This is a genomic window from uncultured Ralstonia sp., from assembly GCA_913056305.1.
Taxonomy (GTDB): Bacteria; Pseudomonadota; Gammaproteobacteria; order Burkholderiales; family Burkholderiaceae; genus Ralstonia.
Genome location: CAJXMR010000024.1, coordinates 21,443 through 40,015, shown reverse-complemented (window position 1 = coordinate 40,015; position 18,573 = coordinate 21,443). Strand labels below are relative to the sequence as shown.

At 66.3% G+C, this 18,573-nt stretch carries 19 protein-coding genes; 9 read left to right on the top strand and 10 right to left on the bottom strand.

The features are described 5' to 3' along the window. The coding region (locus QZ609_RS06665) for a flagellar hook-length control protein FliK (protein WP_295492450.1) at nt 1–737 on the top strand (737 nt) is incomplete at its 5' end. A 355-nt stretch (nt 738–1,092) separates the two neighbouring features. Here QZ609_RS06665 and QZ609_RS06660 read toward each other — a convergent pair. From QZ609_RS06660 to QZ609_RS06650, 3 genes are all read right to left on the bottom strand, one after another. Then, the gene (locus QZ609_RS06660) at nt 1,093–1,680 is read right to left on the bottom strand and encodes a hypothetical protein (protein ID WP_295492448.1); all 588 of its coding nucleotides are present in this window, start codon (nt 1,678–1,680) and stop codon (nt 1,093–1,095) included. Between the two features lie 22 nt (nt 1,681–1,702). Next, on the bottom strand, nt 1,703–2,560 hold the full coding sequence (locus QZ609_RS06655; RefSeq protein ID WP_295492446.1) for a hypothetical protein: 858 nt from the start codon (nt 2,558–2,560) through the stop codon (nt 1,703–1,705). Between the two features lie 251 nt (nt 2,561–2,811). Next, nucleotides 2,812–3,792 carry a DedA family protein/thiosulfate sulfurtransferase GlpE gene (locus QZ609_RS06650; protein WP_295492454.1) on the bottom strand — a complete coding sequence of 327 codons (981 nt, stop codon included), beginning with the start codon at nt 3,790–3,792 and terminating at the stop codon, nt 2,812–2,814. A 172-nt stretch (nt 3,793–3,964) separates the two neighbouring features. Here QZ609_RS06650 and QZ609_RS06645 point away from each other — a divergent pair, with 172 nt between their 5' ends. Further along, complete coding sequence (locus QZ609_RS06645) at nt 3,965–4,516, top strand: GNAT family N-acetyltransferase (RefSeq protein ID WP_295492452.1); 552 nt, start codon at nt 3,965–3,967, stop codon at nt 4,514–4,516. Between the two features lie 9 nt (nt 4,517–4,525). On the opposite strand, the gene QZ609_RS06640 is transcribed toward QZ609_RS06645, so the two are convergent. Further along, the gene (locus QZ609_RS06640) at nt 4,526–4,693 is read right to left on the bottom strand and encodes a DUF6726 family protein (protein ID WP_365901077.1); all 168 of its coding nucleotides are present in this window, start codon (nt 4,691–4,693) and stop codon (nt 4,526–4,528) included. A gap of 277 nt (nt 4,694–4,970) precedes the next feature. Between QZ609_RS06640 and QZ609_RS06635 the strand changes: the two genes are divergently transcribed. The 6 genes from QZ609_RS06635 to QZ609_RS06610 all read left to right on the top strand — a co-directional run bounded on the left by QZ609_RS06635 (nt 4,971) and on the right by QZ609_RS06610 (nt 10,648). Then, nucleotides 4,971–5,294, top strand: coding sequence for a BON domain-containing protein (locus tag QZ609_RS06635; RefSeq protein ID WP_295492444.1), 324 nt, complete (start codon nt 4,971–4,973; stop codon nt 5,292–5,294). A 321-nt stretch (nt 5,295–5,615) separates the two neighbouring features. After that, on the top strand, nt 5,616–6,161 hold the full coding sequence (locus QZ609_RS06630) for a hypothetical protein (RefSeq protein ID WP_295492442.1): 546 nt from the start codon (nt 5,616–5,618) through the stop codon (nt 6,159–6,161). Nucleotides 6,162–6,439: 278 nt separating this feature from the next. Further along, complete coding sequence (locus tag QZ609_RS06625; RefSeq protein WP_295492440.1) at nt 6,440–8,356, top strand: CPBP family glutamic-type intramembrane protease; 1,917 nt, start codon at nt 6,440–6,442, stop codon at nt 8,354–8,356. A gap of 190 nt (nt 8,357–8,546) precedes the next feature. Beyond that, nucleotides 8,547–8,810, top strand: a complete 264-nt coding sequence (locus tag QZ609_RS06620; RefSeq protein ID WP_365901075.1) for a hypothetical protein — start codon at nt 8,547–8,549, stop codon at nt 8,808–8,810. A gap of 90 nt (nt 8,811–8,900) precedes the next feature. Further along, nucleotides 8,901–9,596, top strand: a complete 696-nt coding sequence (locus QZ609_RS06615; protein WP_295492436.1) for a DUF1345 domain-containing protein — start codon at nt 8,901–8,903, stop codon at nt 9,594–9,596. After that, nucleotides 9,593–10,648, top strand: a complete 1,056-nt coding sequence (locus QZ609_RS06610) for an AI-2E family transporter (protein ID WP_295492434.1) — start codon at nt 9,593–9,595, stop codon at nt 10,646–10,648. Before QZ609_RS06615 ends, QZ609_RS06610 begins: the two co-directional genes overlap by 4 nt. Before the next feature lie 68 nt (nt 10,649–10,716). Here the strand turns inward: QZ609_RS06610 and QZ609_RS06605 are convergent, their stop codons facing one another. Further along, nucleotides 10,717–10,905, bottom strand: a complete 189-nt coding sequence (locus QZ609_RS06605; protein WP_295492432.1) for a hypothetical protein — start codon at nt 10,903–10,905, stop codon at nt 10,717–10,719. A 433-nt stretch (nt 10,906–11,338) separates the two neighbouring features. Between QZ609_RS06605 and QZ609_RS06600 the strand changes: the two genes are divergently transcribed. Beyond that, nucleotides 11,339–12,580 carry an MFS transporter gene (locus tag QZ609_RS06600; RefSeq protein ID WP_295492430.1) on the top strand — a complete coding sequence of 414 codons (1,242 nt, stop codon included), beginning with the start codon at nt 11,339–11,341 and terminating at the stop codon, nt 12,578–12,580. A gap of 10 nt (nt 12,581–12,590) precedes the next feature. Here QZ609_RS06600 and QZ609_RS06595 read toward each other — a convergent pair whose 3' ends face one another. From QZ609_RS06595 to QZ609_RS06575, 5 genes are read right to left on the bottom strand one after another with little or no spacing between them, the layout of a single operon-like run. Then, nucleotides 12,591–13,028 carry a transcriptional regulator gene (locus QZ609_RS06595; RefSeq protein ID WP_295492428.1) on the bottom strand — a complete coding sequence of 146 codons (438 nt, stop codon included), beginning with the start codon at nt 13,026–13,028 and terminating at the stop codon, nt 12,591–12,593. Next, nucleotides 13,018–14,220, bottom strand: coding sequence for an aminotransferase class V-fold PLP-dependent enzyme (locus QZ609_RS06590; RefSeq protein WP_295492426.1), 1,203 nt, complete (start codon nt 14,218–14,220; stop codon nt 13,018–13,020). The genes QZ609_RS06595 and QZ609_RS06590 overlap by 11 nt, the downstream gene beginning before the upstream one ends. Before the next feature lie 34 nt (nt 14,221–14,254). Further along, complete coding sequence (locus QZ609_RS06585) at nt 14,255–15,490, bottom strand: MFS transporter (RefSeq protein ID WP_295492424.1); 1,236 nt, start codon at nt 15,488–15,490, stop codon at nt 14,255–14,257. Between the two features lie 3 nt (nt 15,491–15,493). Beyond that, nucleotides 15,494–17,398, bottom strand: coding sequence for an IucA/IucC family protein (locus QZ609_RS06580; protein ID WP_295492422.1), 1,905 nt, complete (start codon nt 17,396–17,398; stop codon nt 15,494–15,496). Nucleotides 17,399–17,418: 20 nt separating this feature from the next. Further along, complete coding sequence (locus QZ609_RS06575) at nt 17,419–18,570, bottom strand: NAD/NADP octopine/nopaline dehydrogenase family protein (RefSeq protein ID WP_295492420.1); 1,152 nt, start codon at nt 18,568–18,570, stop codon at nt 17,419–17,421. Nucleotides 18,571–18,573: the final 3 nt, after the last annotated feature.

Sequence of the window (18,573 nt, the reverse complement as noted above, 5' to 3'; positions counted from 1 at the left end):
GCCTGCCGCGCCGCGATCTGAGCGCACACAACGCCCCCGCGCAACCGGCCGCCGCCGCCGTAACCGATGCCACCAGCCACGCCAGCAATGGTGGCAACACCGGCAACACCGATAACTCTGGCACGCAATCCAACGCGCAGGGCAACGGCATGCAGTTCCAGGGCGTGCTGTCGCGCGCCACTGGCGACGCGGGCATGGCCGCGCCTACCTTTGCGGTGGGCGGTGCCAACGCAGGCGCAGCGGCTGGGGCATCGATCACGCCGCAACAAGTCCACACGCTGCCCACCTTTGGCGATGCCGCGTGGCCGCAGAGCATGGCCAGCCAGCTCGCCTTCATGCAAGTACATCGCCAATCGTCGGCCGAACTGCAGTTGAATCCGGCCGAACTGGGCGGCATGCACGTCAAGCTGGAAGTGGACAACGGCGCCGTCAACGCGAGCTTTGTCTGCCAGCACCAGGCCGTGGCCGAACTCGTGCAGGACGCCATGCCGCGCCTGCGCGACGCCATGCAGCAAGGCGGGATGCAGCTTGCGCAAACGTCAGTCAGCACGGGCGACTTCAGCCAGCAGCAGAACGCATCGCAGGGCTCGTCGGCGCAAAACCAAGGTAGCGGTTCGGGCAACGGGGGGAGTGGCAGTCGTTATGGCAGCAGCGGCTCGCAAGACCGCCCCGATACGGTGACGGCGGCACCGCGCCGTGTTTCCAGCCACGAAGGTGCGATCGATACATTTGCCTGACGATTGGGGCGGCGCCTAAAGTTCGACGCGACGCTGCCGTTAGTACGCAGGAGTACCACGCAAAAATGGCCAGCCGCAAGGCCACAAAAGAAGGACGGGAAATCACAACGCGAGCTCGCCGCGCATACGTTTGATGCGGCAGCGTTGCAAATGAATAACAAGGGGGTCAAGTCCGACTGGCGAAGAAGGGATCAAACGGGGATCATTTCGCCACATCCGTCCTTGGGCGGATGCACACGGACCGATGCGGGGTGTCCGAGCCGGGGGGCTGGCGCACCGCATGTTTGCCGTACTTACGGGAGAGCGCACCGAGAGGTGCGCTTTTTGTTTTTGCGCGCGCTTCTGTGCGGCGCGCTCAAACGCAGGGTTGGCTGCCCTGATAGGCGTAGTACAGCTGGCCCTCCTGGTTGGTTTTCGCCACTGCATACGCGCGGAAACGATCTTCCGTATTGAGCATCATGGCCAGCACGTCGCGGCTGGCATTGACGTAGTTGGCGCCGACGCGCTCACGCAGGCAGGCCAGCGATTGCAGTAGGTCTTCGGTGGCCTGGGCGGCGCCCTCCGGGGTGGTGCCTTGCAGGATCACCGCTTGCTGCGCGGCCGCGAACTGCATCATCGCGGCACGCTGGCCTGCATCCGCATAGGTGCTGGCGATGTGGCGCTCGATGTCGTCACGCACACCGTTGTGGTTGGCGTCGGTGCCGGCGATGGTGCCGTCAAAGTCGGTCGATTTGACGCCGAATTTTCCGGTATCGTCCGGCACGGCGCCGATGTGGGGGCGCAGCATGCGCTGCGGCGTATCGGTGCGTGCCGCGACGATCGATGGCGCTGTGGTCGCCTCCGCAGGCTGTTGCTGCGATGGCTCGTGCGAAGCCGCCAGGAACATCACGATCCCCACAGCAACCGCGCCGACAGCCACCGCCAGTGCATAGCGCATCTGCATGAGATTCGCCTCGTTGGACGGGTTAAGGGGTCGCGGCCAGATCGCCCAGCGAAGCCTGGATCATCTCCCGGATCGCTGCCCGTGTGGGGGTGTTTTCGGCCATGTAGGTGGCGCCGAAACCGTGGCCCAGATCGTCCTTCGGGTTTCTTGGCTGCCAGATATTGCCGGGCAGCGTGTTCCAGAACAGCAGGCGTACGTAGTTGACCATATCGTCATTCTTCAGCGTGACGTACCGGCCGTTGCCTGCCACCGAATCAGCCACCGACGCGATCGATGCCAGCTTCAGCCGCCCCTTGGGAACGCCCGCGTCCTTGTCGAGCAGGCGGTAGTCTGAATTGGCGTACAGCGTGCCCTGCGAGTTCCCCACCAGCACCACGCGCTGCTGCTTCGTCACGATGGCCTCGCGCAGGGCAGCCACTTGCTTGATGACGCGGTCGTCGATGTAGGTGCGATCGGTGTTCTTGGGCGTAAACGTGTTGCGCACCAGATCATCGATCGATGCACGCATGCCCTCGATGAGCGGGTTGTCGGTCGGAGGCAGCACGCGCAACGTTATGCGCGCGATCAGTTCCCACGGCAGGCCGCCGGGCTGCTCGGCGATCTTCTGCTGGAGTGCACGAAAGAAGGCCATGTCGTCACCACTTGGGTTGACCGCATTGCCGTAGACGATGCGCTTGCCGTTGTAGGTGTTGCCGATGAGGCGGGCGATCTCTTCGCGGTCGTTGTCCCACCAGGCCGCGTCGCTGTAGCCAATGCCGTTGCCGAAGAAGATGGCGTAGCAACCTGTGCAGGGAGCGGGTTTGGGGGCCGCCGTGGCAGGGCCGATGTTCAGGAGGAAAAGCGCTGCTGTAGCCAGCAGTGGGTAGAAGACGCGTCGCATGGCAAGTTCCATCGAGAGGGGAGGGGCGATGCAGTGGCGGCGTCCGGCCTAGCGCTAAACCCCCTTCAGGGCGTGCGGGCAATCCGTTGCGCACCAGTGCAGATCGATGGTTTGAACCGTAGCACGCGCATGCGCGTCATTCAGGTTGAATTTTGTTTTGTTTATTTCTGATTTAAACGAAATTTGCGCGATGGCGGCCAAATGTCAACGGAGCGCTGCAAGCTCCGTAGCCAAACGTCAAATGCCCGGCATCAATGCCCGATCGCCTCTGCTGTCTCCAACATGGCGGGCGTGACGGCCACCACATGTTCCACGCCATAGCCACGTGCGACCCACGCGTCGATGCCGCCATGCAGCGGCCGCACGCGCTTGAAGCCACGGCCCATCAGCGTGCGCGCCAGCACCACGGCGGAGGCCTCGTTGGGGCAGGCGCAGTAGATGATGATTTCGCGGTCGGGGCCGTCGATCTCGATGGCGTTGTCCTTGCTCGACATGTCGTAGAGCATCGCACCCGGAATGCGCTGCGGCTGCATCTGCCGCGAGCTGTCGGCACGCACGTCGATGATGACCGGCGCCGAGCCCGATGTGATCAGCGCATGCAGCTCGTCGGGGCTGATGCGCGCCATCTCCAGCATCTTGCGAAAGCGCCAGCGCTGCAGCCAGCGCCCCGCCACATACAGGGCGATCAGCACGATCACCAGCACAATGGCCTGCGAACCGAGCTGATCAAGCTGCGTGAGCGCCTGGTCGATGCTGTTGTGTGCGAAGCGGCCGAGCAGCATCCAGGCGCCCGCCCACAGCGCCGAGCCGAGCAGGTCGTACCAGGCGAAGGTGCCGAACGGCGTGCGCGTGGTGCCCAGCAGCGCCGACGACACCGTCGAAAGCCCTGGCACGAACTTGGCGATCAGCAGCATCGGCGCGCCCCAGCGCTCGAACTGCGAGCGCGTGCGCCGCACGCATGAATCCGGCGACAGCGACAGCCGGCACAGCAGCGCCATCACGTGGCGCCCGTAGCGCTGGCCCGCCAGGTACCAGATGGCATCGCCGAGCAGCGCGCCAGTGAGGGCGGCAGGCAGCAGCTCCATCCAATGCAGGGTGCCGGTGGCGCTGAGCGCACCGGCCACCAGCAGGGTCGGGACCGCGGGCAGCGGGGCACCGGCCTGTGTCAGGAAAACGCTGGCAAAGACAGCGAACACGCCGTATTCGGCAATCAGGGGAAAGAGATCGTGCATGAGAGAGCGCAGCGGCATGGGGCGGCGTGCGGCTGCCAAGGTACCGCATTCCGGCGTTGTCCGATAGACATGTCACGATGCGGGATCAAGTGGCGTGCGCATCGCCTGTGTTTGGCATGACAATGGTTGCCACGCCTGCTTGCGCATGTCGCGCGCCTTCCTGCTGACCACCATGTCCTCCGCATCGTCCGCCGCCGTTTCTGCAGCTTCCGCTTCCGCCATTGACGCCGTCGTCATCCGGCCCGCCAACCTCGTCGATCTGCCGGCGATCGTCCTGATCTATGCCCACAACGTGCGCACCGGCACCGCCAGCTTCGAGATCGACCCGCCTGATCTGGCCGAAATGACGCGCCGTTTCCAAACGCTGCAGGACGCAGGCATGCCCTACGTTGTGGCCGAGGCCGACGGCGAACTGCTCGGCTACGCCTACGCCGGCCCGCACCGCGCCCGCCCGGCCTACCGGAATACGGTGGAGGATTCGATCTACCTGGATACTGCCGCGCAGGGGCGGGGCGTCGGCACGCTGCTTCTGGAAGCGCTGGTACGCGAATGCACGGCGCGCGGGTTCAAGCAGATGGTGGCCGTGGTCGGCGGTGGCAAGGAGAACCCCGGGTCGATGCGCCTGCACGCGCGCTGCGGCTTCCGCGAGGTGGGGGTGCTGACCAAGGTTGGCTACAAGTTTGACCGGTGGTTGGACATCGCACTGATGCAGCGGGAGCTGTAAGCAGCGCTATCAGTCAATGATGTCCGCGCACGCATCCGTCGGCGCGGCGGCAACGTGGCCGACCAGCGGCACCATCTTCAGGCCGGCCGAGGCGACCCGGCAGGGCGCCGCGGCTACGCCGCAACCAGAGAGCAGCGCAGCGGCAAGCAGGGACAATCCCGAAAAGAGGCGTTTCATGTTCGTCAAGGCGAGGCAAGCGGATCGTGTAGCGGCTGGCAGCGGGCACCAGCCCAGAATGTCGCAGAGTGTGACACAGGCACCGCGCCGGACTGGTGCGCATTTGTTTCTGAAGATTGCAGTGTGCGCGGCGGTGCCGTTCGCAGCCTTTGCGCAAACACCATCGGCATCAAGCCCAGCCGGAGCAAGCGGCCCGGAGCTGCGCAACTGGTTCAACGATCCCTTCCTCCAGATCAGCCAGGACGCGCCAGGCTGCCCCACGCCGCTGGGGCCCTTCTTGACCAGGGCGCAGATGCTCGGCCAGTCGCACGACCGCATCGAGCGCGGCAACAGCTGCTACCACGCCGGCCAGTGCCGCCACGCCAGCGCCTACGAATACGACCCCGAGATTGCCGCCGCTGCGCAACAGCGGCTGCACGACGATCCGCGCCTGCGTGACAGCGCGCTGTGGATTACGGTGCAGCGGCGCTTCATCACCCTGCAGGGCTGTGCCGCTTCCGCGCGGCAGATCGACTACGTGGCCGACGCGCTGCGCCACTTGCCGGACGTCCAGCACGTCACGGTGGACGTGTCGATCCGGCGGCCCCAAGTGCATCGTTAGGCTCTCCCGCGCCGCATCAAACGCACACCAATGCCCGTGTTCGTAAGGCGTACACGGCGGGCCTGCGTCGGAATGTCGTGCATGCGATTCATTTCTCAACGGCTGTGATCGCTTGCTGGAGGCCGCAAATCCAGCGCTGGCGCGGGTTTTCCCTGAATTTCTGAAATCGCAATAATAAATTGTCTGTCGCGACATTTATTGTCGGAACGGGCTGTCCTACGATGAGTCCATCGAATGCGGCGCCGCAGCGAAAAAAGGGTCCTAGGGAAGTCATCGGACTGCTGCCAGACGTGCTGCCCCTGACACCGAAGAGGATCCATCATGAAAGCCCAACGCACCCTGATCGCCGCCCTGATCGCCCTGGCCACCGTGCCGGCACTGGCCGCCGCCAAATTCGACGTTTATGGCCAAGGCGCCAAGGCTGGCGAGCGTTTCGACGTCTATACCCAAGGCGCGAAGGCTGGCAGCAAGTTTGACCCGTACACCGAAGGCGCCAAGGCTGGCGACAAGTTTGACCCGTACACCCAAGGCGCCCTGGCCCGCGCCGGCAAGTTCGACAGCTACACCGAAGGCGCCAAGGCTGGCAGCAAGTTCGACCCGTACACCGAAGGTGCCCTGGCCCGCGCCGGCAAGTTCGACAGCTACACCGAAGGCGCCAAGGCCGGCAGCAAGTTCGATCCGTACACCGAAGGTGCCCTGGCCCGCGCCGGCAAGTTCGACAGCTACACGGAAGGCGCCAAGGCTGGCAGCAAGTTCGACCCGTACACCGAAGGTGCACTGGCCCGTGCCGGCAAGTTCGACAGCTACACCGAAGGTGCCAAGGCCGGTAGCAAGTTCGATCCGTACACCGAAGGTGCCGCTGCCTGAGCGCCGCCTACACACTCCCCTGAGACGCCCGCTTCTGCGGGCGTTTTTCATTGGTGCGCGCGAATGGTACCCGTGCCGTGCCGCGCGCGGCCGGCCTGCGATGCTGTCATCTACAACAGATATAAAAAGATTTCAGCGCGCTTTCCACGCCAATCCCCGTGATGAGGGATGGGCGCCTGCCGGCGGGCCTTTTATGATGCCCGCCCAAGTCCAACAAGGGGGGCCGACTGCCGATGCGCGAGTGGAAGCGTCCCCATGCCGTTTCAGGGGAGTTTGCAATGTGCCAGTCGGTCCATGCGGTCCGTTCCCGCGTAAGAGGCCTGCCGCTGCGGTTGTTCGAAGGGCTTCGTCGCCTGCGCATGACGCCGGCCTTGTGCCGCGGTATCGGGGTGATGTTGTTGCTGGTCGGGAGCCTGGCCAGTGCCCAGAATGACGTTGGGCCGGAGCCCGCCGGCTTGTCCCTAGACGAGTTGAAGGCGCCGGAGCGGTCGGTCGAGGTTGTCCGCAATGCCGAGCAGAGCGGATATGCGCGTGTGCTTGCTGCTTACGAGCAAGCCCGGCGGGAGCATGCGGACGACGTCATGCTGGCGGTGGCGCAGTGCGGGTTCATCCAGCGCTTTGCGTGGTCCGAGGAGTCGACTTGGGCCGATGTCGCGTCGACGGACCTGGAGGCATGTAAGGCGACGCTGGAGCGCCAGCACGCGTCTCGCCCGGAGGCGCAGCTCTATTTGCTCGAATCCCGGTATGGCAAGGCCGCTGTTGCTTATGGCGAGCCTTTGCTGGCGCGCGCGTCGACGTGGGCGCCTGAACAGCGTGCGCGGTTGCACGCTGCGCTGTCACGCGCGTATGCCGCCAACAAGGATGAGCCTCGCTCCGGCGAGCAGGCTTTGCTGGCCGTCAAGTTTGATCCCGCCAGCGACCGGCTGGTCCCAGCCATGCGCTACCTGGTCAAGGTCAAGCGCGCGGACGAAGCCGCAAAGCTGCTGGGCGCGGCGCCGGTCCCGAAACTTGCGTGGCAGGAAAGCACGCGGATCAAGGCCGCCGCGGAACTGCTGCCGGCCAATGCCGCCCGCGACGAACTGGAGCGTGCGCGGGCGGCCGGCCTGAAGATCGACGCGCATACCGCAGCGCGTGCATTGCGGCGCGCGGGCGATGTTGCCGGTGCCCAGGCCCTGCTAGCCGCTGACAGCGCCTTCCGCGCCAACGAGACAGGCGAGATGCGCCAGCTGCGGCTGGACGTGGCGTTCGATGCCGGCGCGACCAAGGCGGTGGCGGATGCGCTGGGAGATTGGGTGCGCAAATCCGGGACCAGCGAGTCACTGGGCTATGCCTATGCACGGCTGCTGCGCATGGACCCACTGGAGGCCCTCCGGATGGACCTGATGCCGCTGGTGGGGTGGTTGCTTGCCTTCACGGCGATGCTGGTACTGTCGCCGGCCGTCCTGCTGTTTCCGGCGCACTACCGTGGCACGGTCAGGGTGCGCCTGGGCAAGCCGAGCGAGCCGCTGTTCGCACGCATTGGCCTGCGGCACGCGTGGTTTGCCTTTGCCGTGCTGGCTGTGGCGCTGTATCTGGTGCCCATCATCCTGTACGGGCGGGACGTGGGGGGCGGGCTGCCGGTTGCAGGCCCGCCGTTGGCGGAATGGTCGCGCCAGCTTGCGATCACGCAGATGTGGGCCTTGGGGCTCGGTGCGCTGGGGCTGGTCTGGGTGGCGACCCGTTTGTCATGGCGGGAGTGGCTGGGCAGCGGCCGCTGGAAGTTACGGTGGTTCATACCTGCGTTGTGCTGCCTGGGCCTTGTGGCCATCGGCCTGGCCAGCGGCCGATACGGCGCGCTGGCCAACGGGGCCGACCAGCGTGTCACCTTGGTGGTCGCAATCATCTCGGGAGCCAAGGCGCTAGGCGGCGTGCCGCTCGCGTTGCTGCTGATGAGCGTGCTCGTACCGATCTGCGAGGAGCTGGTCTTTCGTGGGTGCATCTTGGGCGGACTGTCGCGTCACCTGAGCTTCGGCTGGGCGAACTTCTGGCAGGCGGTGCTGTTTGCAGCAGTGCATCAGGACATGCGCCGGGCGTTCTTCTATTTCATGCTCGCCATCATTGCCGGCTTGCTGGTCCGCAGAACCAAGGGGCTCATCGCGCCGATTCTGCTGCATGCCGCCAATAACGCATTGTTTGTGCTGGCCCTTGCGGGCTGACAACCATCGCCGCGAGACGCGCTGCGGTCGACCGAGCCCTGCAAGGCGCGCGCGTCATCGCTGAACCCGGACGGTGCTGACGCATCTGATCACTATCCGCCATCAGGAGAGGCAAATGCTTCGTGCCCATCGTCCCTGTCGCCAGAACACGCGCGTGCCGCGGCAGGGGTACGTCTGGCGTCCATTGAGCATGCTGGCGCTGGCGGCCGTACTCCTAGCCGGCTGCGCCACGGTCACCCCCGGTGCTTTCCTCATCACGGTGCGCGACGCTGACGACACGGTGCTCGAACAGTTCCAGTTCCAGGCCGGCTCGCAGTCCTCGCTGGAGGGCGCGATGATCGGCATGTGCCGCGTGTATCCCGATGCGACCATCGTCGCCGAGCAGTTGCAGACGCATGAACAGCTCAAAGAGCGCTGCAAGCGTTCCTTCGCCTCGCTCCTGACCACGTCCTGACTGGCGGGTGAAGCCGCCATCGCCCGGGAGCGGCTACCATGTTGCCTCGGCGGCCAGTATTGCGGGCCGTGGCAGACGACAAGGGCATCCGTGGACCAGCAGGCTGAACCCATCCAACCGACCGCGATCCGGCGTTTCGTGGCGGCGCGCCCGCGCCTGCTGGCGGCGCGCCCGCGCCTGCTGGCGGCGCTCGCCCTGGGGACGGTGGCAGGGGCGCTGGCGCCCGTGCACGGCAGCCGCCTGGCGCGCATCCTGCTGGGCTGGGATGTGGCGGTGTGGGCCTACCTGCTGCTGGCCGCGGTGATGATGCTGCGCGCCAACCCGCGCCGCATCCAGGCCATCGCCCGCCGGGAAGATACGGGCGCGGCCGCCGTGCTGGCCGGTGTGTGCGTGGGTGTGATCGCCAGCATGGTGGCCATCGTGTTCGAGCTGGCGACGGCCAAGGCCGCTGGGCATGCGCAGACTTCGCACTACATCCTGACCGGTGTGACGGTGGTGGGCGCCTGGCTGATGGTGCCGATGATGTTCACCGTGCACTACGCGCATCTGTATTACCACGCTGCCGGCGAGCCGCCGCTGAAGTTTCCTGACGAGCAGATCACGCCGGATTATTGGGATTTCCTTTACTTCTCCTTTACCATCGCGGTCGCCAGCCAGACGGCCGATGTCAGCATCCGCTCGCGCGCCATGCGTCGGGCGGTGCTGGGACAGTCGTTGCTGTCGTTCTTCTTCAATACGAGCATCCTCGCGCTCTCCATCAACATCGCCGCCAGCCTGTTCTCATGACGAAGCTTCCCCAAACCTCGCCTTCGCGCACGATCAACGCCATCAGCTACGTGCTGGTAGCGGCCATGATCGCGGCGGTGCTGTGGCTGCACCTGCTGCCGGCGGCCATCGCCGGTTTCCTGGTCTATGCGCTCGCGCGCAGCATCGAGCGCCGGCTGCGTGCGCGCCGCACGCTGTCCAAAAGCGCCAAATCGATTGCCGTACTGGGCGTGTTCCTGATCGCCGCGCTGATCCTGCTGGCCATCGGCCTCGGCATCGGCCGGCTGGTGGAGCACGGCCACGGTGTCGACGGCATGCTGCTGCGCATTGCCGACGTGCTGGACAACCTGCGCGCGTCGCTGCCGGCGTCGATTGCCGATGCCATTCCGCAGTCGGTCACCGAGCTGCGCGTGCGTCTGGTCGACATGCTCAAGGAGCATAGCCACCAGGTCTCGACGATCAGTATCGATGGGCTGCGCGCCAGTGCGATGGCGCTGGTCGGGCTGATCCTGGGCGCCATGGTGGCGTGGTCGGACGCACCGGACCCGGCCACGCACCGGCCGCTGTCCGCCGCACTGCTGGAACGGCTGCACCGGCTCTCCGCCGCCTTCGAGGCGGTGGTGTTTGCCCAGGTCAAGATTTCCGCGCTCAACACCGCGCTGTGCGCGATCTACCTGATGGGCGCATTGCCGCTGTTCGGCCAGCATGTGCCGTATTCCAAGTCGCTGGTCCTGCTCACCTTCGTGGCCGGGCTGATTCCGGTGGCGGGCAACCTGATCTCCAACACCGCCGTGGTGCTGATGAGCGTGACGGTGTCGCTGGAGCTGGCGGTGGCCTCGCTCGTCTTCATGGTGATCGTGCACAAGCTGGAATACTTCGTGAACGCGCGCATCATCGGCAGCCGTATCGACGCGCGTGCCTGGGAGCTGATCCTGGCGCTGATCGTGATGGAAGCGCTGTTTGGCGTGGGTGGGGTGATTGCCGCGCCGGTGCTGTACGCCTATCTGAAGCGCGAGCTGACCGACGCAGGTTTGATTGGTTCGGTGGTGACACCGCCAGCGCCCGGGCGCTGACGGCATCGGCAGAAAAGAGCGCGCCCTACGGGACGAGGGGCGCGCAATAACTCGCTGACCGAGAGACGTCAGCGAGCCGAGGGCCGGTACACGGGAAACGGTGCCTTGGGCAGCGGGCCGGTTGGGGCGGCGACATCGGCGGTCACGTCCACGGCTTCGGATGTGACGAAGCAGCAGACCACATCATCGTCGAGCAACACCTGGTAGAAGAGGTCTCCCACCACGCGGCAGATCGTTCCCGTTCGCAAAACGGTCATGCTCCCCTCCCGTCATCGTCCGGCGTGACGCGTCGGTGGCGCGCATTGCCGGTTCGGGCGGCGGATCGTTGTGCGCTTCACGTGCCGGGCGCACCGGGTCCGTCTTGCCGCCTGCATCGGCACAGTGCGCCGCGCAGCGGTTCATGCAGGCGAGTATAGAAAGCGTCTCCTCGCGAACCATGCTACGAACGGAGGAGCCCGCCGTGCGAATATGGCTAACAGGTTAGCCATCTGCCGAGGCAGATTTCATGCGGGTTTGCGGGCGATCAGCGGTGAAATCGAGTCGCAAAGCGCGCCTTGGCTGTGTCGTTTGCCCGATCAGCAATTTGTCCGGTTCACGCTAATCATTGTCGAATTTGCGGCATCACGCCTGCCCAGGATTGGCGCATGATGGAGCGCTTCTTCGCTCCTCCCAATCGATCCTTCGACCACCATGAACACCACCGCAAACGGCACGGCCGCGGCGCCCGCAAGCGCGCATGCCGAGAAGACCGGCTTTGGCGTGATCGGCGCCATCAGCTTCGCGCACTTTCTCAACGACATGATGCAGTCGTTGATCCTGGCGATCTATCCGCTGCTCAAGGGCAACTTCCATCTCGATTTCACGCAGATCGGGCTGATCACGCTCACTTACCAGATCACCGCCTCGCTGCTGCAGCCGATGGTGGGGCTCTATACCGACAAGCATCCGAAGCCGTATTCGCTGTCGGTGGGCATGGGCTTCACGCTGGTGGGGCTGGTGCTGATGTCGGTGGCGCCCAACTTCGGCACGCTGCTGTTGGCGGCGGCGCTGGTGGGCACGGGCTCGTCGATCTTCCATCCGGAATCGTCGCGGGTGGCGCGCATGGCCTCGGGCGGGCGTCATGGGCTGGCGCAGTCGTTGTTCCAGGTGGGCGGCAACGCGGGCAGCGCGATGGGCCCGCTGCTTGCCGCGGCCATCATCATGCCGTATGGGCAGCACAGCCTGGCGTGGTTCTCGATTGCCGCGCTCATCGCCATCGTCGTGCTGGTTCGCGTGGGCGGCTGGTACAAGCGCGAGCGCGCTGCCGGCCATGGCCGCAAGGCAGGCGGCCGCGCGCACGCTACCGTCAAACTGTCGGTCCGCCAGGTGGCGTTTGCGATGACGCTGCTGGTGGTGCTGCTGTTCTCCAAGTACTTCTACCTGGCGAGCCTGAACAGCTATTACACGTTCTACCTGATCACCAAGTTCCACCTGTCGGCGCAGGCGTCGCAGTTGTTCCTGTTCCTCTTCCTGTTCTCGGTGGCGGCGGGCACGATCGCGGGCGGGCCGATTGGGGACCGCCTCGGGCGCAAGGTCGTGATCTGGGTGTCGATCCTGGGCGTGGCGCCGTTCACGCTGCTGCTGCCGTATGCCAACCTGTTCTGGACGGCCGTGCTGACGGTCATCATCGGGCTGGTGCTGGCCTCGGCGTTCTCGGCCATCCTCGTGTATGCGCAGGAGCTGATTCCCGGCAAGGTGGGGATGGTGTCGGGGCTGTTCTTCGGGTTCGCGTTCGGGCTCGGTGGCATCGGCGCGGCGGTGCTCGGCAAGCTGGCCGATGCCACCGACATCTACCACGTCTACCACCTGTGCTCATTCCTGCCGCTGATCGGATTGCTGACGGTGTTCCTGCCGGATATCGAGCGCAAGGCGCGCACCGCGCTGGCTGCTTGAGCAGGCGCGGCTACGCCACCAGCGCCGCCGCAGCTTGCCTGGCGCCCAGCACCGCCAGCGGAATCTCTGTGCTCGGCAGCGCGGGCGCGAAGCGGTGGCGCGTGGTCTTGTATGGGAACAGGCCGCGGTCCGCGAGGATGCATCGCCAGATGCTGTCGACGCAGAACGGTGCGCCCGTTCGCCAATGCGTGACCGACACGCGCGGGTCCGCATAGTCCAGCAGCACGCAGGGCAGATGATGCAGGCCCAGCAACGCCGCGGCGCGGATGCGGTGGTTGCCGTCCATCACGATGCCGGTGCCGCGCTCGATGGGGATCGGCGTAGTCCACACGCCGGCGTGCGCGATGCCGGCCGCCAGCCGGTGCACTGCGCCGGCATCCACTTCTTCCGACGGCACGAAGAACGCAGCGGGCCGCAGCGCCACGCAGTACGACCGCTCAGCGTGCATCGGCCATCTCCCGCGCGAAGCTCTTGACGGCGTTGACCAGCGCGTCGATTTCGTCTTCGGTGTTGTAGGCGTGCACCGACACGCGCACCACCTCCTGCAGCCCGCGCGCCTGCATGTCGAGCATCGTCGAGCGGCGCGTTGAGCGCGAGACGTTGATGCGCCGTGTCTGCATGGCCAGCGCGCGCTCCACCGCCGTGGGGGCGCAGCCATCGAGCGCGAACGTGACGATGCCCGACTTGATGGCGCCGGTGTCGCACAGCGTCACCCCGTGGATGCGCGCCAGCCGGCTGCGCAGTTCGTGCGCCAGTGCGCGGATGCGGGCCCACATGGGCGCGATGCCGATCGCCAGCGCATAGTCGACGGCCGCGCCCAGCCCGAGCTTGGCGGCGACGTTGCATTCCCAGTTCTCGAAGCGGCGCGCGCCGGGGCGGATCTCGAAGTGCTCTGGCGTCTGCAGCGTGGCTGCGTGCAGATCGAGGAAGGCCGGCTCCAGTTGCTCGCACAGCGTGCGCTCCACGTAGAGGAAGCCGACGCCGCGCGGGCCGCGCAAGTACTTGCGGCTGGTGGCCGAGAGGATGTGGCAGCCGATCTTCTGCACGTCGATCGGCAACTGGCCGACGCCCTGGCATGCGTCGAGCAGGAACCACACGCCCGCCGCCCGCGCCAGTGCGCCGATGATCTCCACCGGCTGCACCGGCCCGCCATTGGTGGCGATGATCGGCAGCGAGATCAGCCGCACGCGCCGGTCCGCCAGCATGGTTTGCAGCGCGTTCACCGAAATTTGCCCGGCGGTGTCATTGGGAATGACGCGCACCTCGATGCCGCGCTGCCGCTGCAGTTGCAGATAGGGGATGTAGTTGCCGGCGTATTCGGTGGCGGAGGTCAGGATCACGTCGCCGGCCCGCAGCGGCAGCGAATAGAAGGCCATGTCCCACGCACGCGTGGCGTTTTCCACCACGGCAATTTCTTCCGGCCGCGCGTTGAGCAGCCGGGCGATGGAGGCATAGACGTTTTCCAGGCGGTGGCCGGCCGCGGCAGCGGCTTCGTAACCCCCCAGCACCGCCTCGCGCTGCAGGTGCCCGATGACGGTGTCGAGCACCACGCGCGGCATCAGGCTGGCGCCGGCGTTGTTGAAGTGGATCAGCTCATCGGCGCCAGGCGTGTCGGCGCGCAGTTGGACAAGGTCGAGCATGGCTACCTCGATGGATGAAGCGTTGGATACCGGGTCACGATTGGCCGGCAGGGGCTTCTGCACGCGCGGCGATGCCGTCTTCGCGCCGGACGGCGAGAATGCCGGCCACCGATAGCGCATACGCCACCGCCACAAAGAAGTACGTGTACTGCAGGCCGGCCGCTTGGCTGAGCCACCCACCCAGCGCAATGCCGGTGATGGACGAAACCTGCGTCACGCTCTGCGCCGCGCCCAGGGTGTGGCCCTGCCGCTGTGCACCCGCCGCGCGCGAGACCAGCGACATCAGCACCGGCGTGGTTGCCCCCAGCAGCACGCCCCAGGCGTAGTGGATGACGATGAAGACGGCTACGTTGCGCGTGAGTCCTGCCGCCAGGGTCAGCGCGGCGCAGGCCAGCGCGACGCACGTGATGCGTCGCAGCGCCTCGGCCAGCGGTTTGTCCTCAAAGTGGCGTGCCCACAGCGATGCGGACACGACGAAGCCCAGCGCCTGCAAGCCGTAGCACAGCCCCACCAGCCAGTTGCCGACACGGAAGACGGTATCGACATAGAGCGAGAACGGCGTCTGCGTGATCGTGCGGCTGACCAGCAGCAGCCCGATCACGGCCAGCAAGCCGGGGATGGGCGGCGACTTCCAGAGCGAGGTGCGTGCAGGCGCCGCCGCGTCTGATGTTGCGGGCTTGACCGTGCGCACATCGGGCAACATCAATGCCACCATCAGCGCGCAGCCGGCGCACAGCACCGCAGCGATCAGGTTGATCCAGAAGAACGTCGCATGGTCGAGGATCAGCCCGCCCGCCACCGCGCCCACCAGCGAGCCCAGATTGGTCGACACCTGCAAATAGGCGAACAGGCGTGCCCTGCGCAGCGGCGATTCGACGCTGACGCCGTACGTCTGCGCTGGCGCGATATAGCCGGCGCAAGCCCCCTGGATGCAGCGCAGCGCGAGGATCATCCACACGTCGGTCGCGAAGGCCAGCGCCAGCTGCGTGAGCGACAGCCCGAGCAGCGCCCGCACCATCATCAGCTTGTGGCCGAAACGGTCGCCCACGCGGCCCCAGAACGCGGCGGTCAGCATGATGCCAAGCATCGGGCCAATATAGACCGCCACGCTGGCAATGCCGAACTCCAGCGCGGACGTGCTGTGCGTCTTCAGGTGCACCGGCCAGAACGGCCCGCTCATCTCCATTGCGCCCATCGAGATGAGCTGGATGACGAAGAGCGCGTGGATCAGCCGCGCGGCGCGTGCCGGGGGCAGGAGGGCTGCCGTCATCGCTCAAGCCTCGCGGGCGGCGGGCAGCAGCGGATTGGGCAGGTGGTGCTGCAGCCGGTAGTCCGCGTACTGCAGCAGGTGCATGCGCAGGACGGAACGCGTCGGCCACGGCTGCTCCAGGAAGGCGGCGCGTTCGGCCTGCCACAGCGCCGGGTCGACGCGTGCTGCGTGGGCATCGAAGGCGCGGGCGGTCTCTTCGCGCAGGATGGCCCACAGGCGATGGTCGGGCAGGCGGTAGGTCTGTGTGAGCAGCAATGCGACCTCGTGCAGGTGGCAGAAGAAGCAAGCGTCGAGCACGAAGGCGCGCACCGGTTCGATGTCGCCGTCGAACACGGTCGGCAGGATGCCGGGGTGCACGTACGGTTTGAGCGTGTGGCCGCGCGCGTTGAGCAGCGGCGCGTAAGTGCGCCCGTCGCCAAAGTCGCGGATCAGCAGGCGGCGCGGGGTGCCGTCCGGCGCGAACAGCACGGTGGTGTTCTGCTGATGCGCTTCCAGTGCGATGCCGTAGAGCAGATAGATGCCGATGACCGGATGCGCGACGGTACGAGCATATTGTCGGAAGTAGGTTTCCACCGTCTGCGCCGTCGCCACGCCGTTGCCTTGCTCGATCAGCTCGGCAATGAGCGGGCGGCCGCCGGGTGCCGTTGTCAGCAGCGCCGCCACCGTCACGGGGAACAGGCCGTCGCTACGTTCGAACGCGTCCCTGCTGGCGCGGTAGGCGACCGACAGGTAGCGGCCCGGCCGGTCTTCCTGCCGCACCGCGTGCTTGTAGTGGAGCGCGACCTCTTCGGGAAAGATCTCCAGCGTGCCATCGAAACCATGCTCGTCGGCCAGGATGCGCTGGATGAGCGTGCTGATGCGCGGCCCCATGTGGATCGATTTGGCCTGCAGGCTGCGCTGCTCGCTGGTCAGCCACAGCGCGATCGGCAGCTTGATGAACGGCGCTGTGCCGTCCAGCTGCGGCAGCATGGTGCGGAAGGACATGGTCGGCCCGGTGTCGATGTCCGGGCCGTCGAGGATCAGGAGACCTTCTTCGATCTCGGCGGCGTATTCGGTGCGCACGAAGTGGTCGAGGTGCCAGCTGTGGATGGGCAGGGGTAGCCAGGCTTGCGGATCGAGCCCGCGCGCTTCCAGGCCGGCCTGCCATTGCGTCCACACTTGAGGGAATTGCCCCGCGAACCAGTCGAGATAGCCGCTGACGTGGGGCATGCGCTCCACGTAGGCCATGTCGGCACGTAGGGCTGCGATGCGTACCGGCACCGTGGCGTGAAACTCGGGAGATAGCGCCGCCACCTCGCTCGGGTTGAGATCGGGTTTGCTCTTCCAGGTTGGATAGAACGGGTGGCCCTCCAGCGAGCCCCATTGGTCGAGCAGGATGGCGCCGTCGCGCGCACGCGGCTGGCGGCGCAGGGTGTCGACCAGCCCATGCGCGCCGGTTGCGTCGATGTGCGCTTGCAGCTCGGCGTTCCAGGCGTCTCGATAGATGCGGGCCAGCGCGTCGTTGTCGATGCTGTTGGCGATGTCGGCCTTCAAACCGTCGACGCCGGCATCGCTGGGCGCAAAGTCGAAGCCGGGGCGCAGTACATCGAGCAGTTGAGCGGGTGTGTCGATGTGCGTGCGGGTGCCATCGCGTTCGACCAGGGTGATGTCGCCATCCAGCAGGAAGGTGTTGGCCGGGGCGCGTGTGAGGTCGCTGAAGAACACCAGCGCATGCCGGTGCCACAGCGGCAGCCACGCGCCGCGCCCTTCCGGCGGAAAGACCAGCGTGTCGGGGTTGATGATCCGCTCGGCGAACAGGCAGCGCACGAGGCGCCGCAGCGCGTTGTGCCGGGCGGCGGCGAGAGCCTGTTCATGCCGTCCGACATAGAACGCATGATCGGGTTGCAGAAGCGAGAGAGACGGTTGCATGGGTTCGATCCGATTCGGTTTCAGGCGGCCTGCCGGTGCGGCCAGGTCGCGGGGAAGTAGTCGAGCGCGGAGCTGCGCAGCCCTTCCATGTAGGTGACGCTCCAGTGAAAGATCGCTTCGATGTGCGGCAGCGGCACTTCCAGGCGTTTGCCCATTTCCACCAGCAGCGACAAGCCGTAGGCCACGTCTTCGTGGAAGGCGCGGTGGGTCTTGTCGATGACGTAGCCGGGCCGATCGCCCGCCGGCACCAGTGGTGCTTCGATGGCGTCGTAGGCACGGTTGGTGCGCAGGACCGAGAGCATCGTGCCGTGGTCCGCAATCTGCTCCGCATACGCCTCGATGATTTCCTGCTTGAGCGGCTTGACCGACGACAGGTCCACGCCCAGGCGCTGCTCGATGGCCTGGCACAGGCGTTGGCTTTCCTCGTCGCTGCGTTCCAGGAAGTAGGCGCCAAGTTCCGGGCAATCCGTCCACCAGCACAGGCGTTGCGCGAACGCTCTGTTGTGCCACTGGCCATAGGGGCCGATCAGTCCATAGATGACGGAGCTATGCATGATCGGGTTGCCGGGCGTGAGCGTGATTTCCAGGTAGTCGTCCAGCAGTTCGACGGACGACGTGTACAGCCGCCGCAGATGCGCCAGCAGCGCGGCGCGCGCCGCATCGCTCTCCCGCGCATGCGTGGCGACATAGAGCGCGCTCTTCGCGCCGCCCATGCGTACCGACACGCCGGGCTCCAGTTCGAACGCGGTGTGGGCGACATCCTTCATGCCCCAGATGACAGCGTTCGGCCGCGCGGCCAGCGCGCGCTCGGCCAGCCAGTCGAAGCCGCAGAACCCGGGGATGGCGCCGACGTACACCGGCTTGTGCGCGGGCAGATGCGGCGCAATGGCGTCGAGCAACGCCGGCCGGACATGCGCCGGCACGGTGATGACGACGACATCCGCATCGGCCAGGAGCGGCGCCGGGTCGCTGCCGAAGGCATCGAGGGCCGTGCGCAAGTCATCGCCATCCGGCATGCGCGCGGTGAGGGCGCCGTGCTCCTGGTAAGCGGCCACGGCTTCCACGTTGCCGGTCAGCAGCGACACGCGCACGCCCGGCACCTGCCTGAACAGCACCGCCGACAGATGCCCCGTGCGCCCGCCACCGCAGACGACCACGTTCAAGGTCTCCATGGC

Coding starts and splice junctions, on each gene's coding strand:
- QZ609_RS06660 (WP_295492448.1), bottom strand. CDS start 1,680: ATGCAGATGCGCTATGCACTGGCGGTGGCTGTCGGCGCGGTTGCTGTG.
- QZ609_RS06655 (WP_295492446.1), bottom strand. CDS start 2,560: ATGCGACGCGTCTTCTACCCACTGCTGGCTACAGCAGCGCTTTTCCTC.
- QZ609_RS06650 (WP_295492454.1), bottom strand. CDS start 3,792: ATGCACGATCTCTTTCCCCTGATTGCCGAATACGGCGTGTTCGCTGTC.
- QZ609_RS06645 (WP_295492452.1), top strand. CDS start 3,965: ATGTCCTCCGCATCGTCCGCCGCCGTTTCTGCAGCTTCCGCTTCCGCC.
- QZ609_RS06640 (WP_365901077.1), bottom strand. CDS start 4,693: ATGAAACGCCTCTTTTCGGGATTGTCCCTGCTTGCCGCTGCGCTGCTC.
- QZ609_RS06630 (WP_295492442.1), top strand. CDS start 5,616: ATGAAAGCCCAACGCACCCTGATCGCCGCCCTGATCGCCCTGGCCACC.
- QZ609_RS06625 (WP_295492440.1), top strand. CDS start 6,440: ATGTGCCAGTCGGTCCATGCGGTCCGTTCCCGCGTAAGAGGCCTGCCG.
- QZ609_RS06620 (WP_365901075.1), top strand. CDS start 8,547: ATGCTGGCGCTGGCGGCCGTACTCCTAGCCGGCTGCGCCACGGTCACC.
- QZ609_RS06610 (WP_295492434.1), top strand. CDS start 9,593: ATGACGAAGCTTCCCCAAACCTCGCCTTCGCGCACGATCAACGCCATC.
- QZ609_RS06605 (WP_295492432.1), bottom strand. CDS start 10,905: ATGACCGTTTTGCGAACGGGAACGATCTGCCGCGTGGTGGGAGACCTC.
- QZ609_RS06600 (WP_295492430.1), top strand. CDS start 11,339: ATGAACACCACCGCAAACGGCACGGCCGCGGCGCCCGCAAGCGCGCAT.
- QZ609_RS06595 (WP_295492428.1), bottom strand. CDS start 13,028: ATGCACGCTGAGCGGTCGTACTGCGTGGCGCTGCGGCCCGCTGCGTTC.
- QZ609_RS06590 (WP_295492426.1), bottom strand. CDS start 14,220: ATGCTCGACCTTGTCCAACTGCGCGCCGACACGCCTGGCGCCGATGAG.
- QZ609_RS06585 (WP_295492424.1), bottom strand. CDS start 15,490: ATGACGGCAGCCCTCCTGCCCCCGGCACGCGCCGCGCGGCTGATCCAC.
- QZ609_RS06580 (WP_295492422.1), bottom strand. CDS start 17,398: ATGCAACCGTCTCTCTCGCTTCTGCAACCCGATCATGCGTTCTATGTC.
- QZ609_RS06575 (WP_295492420.1), bottom strand. CDS start 18,570: ATGGAGACCTTGAACGTGGTCGTCTGCGGTGGCGGGCGCACGGGGCAT.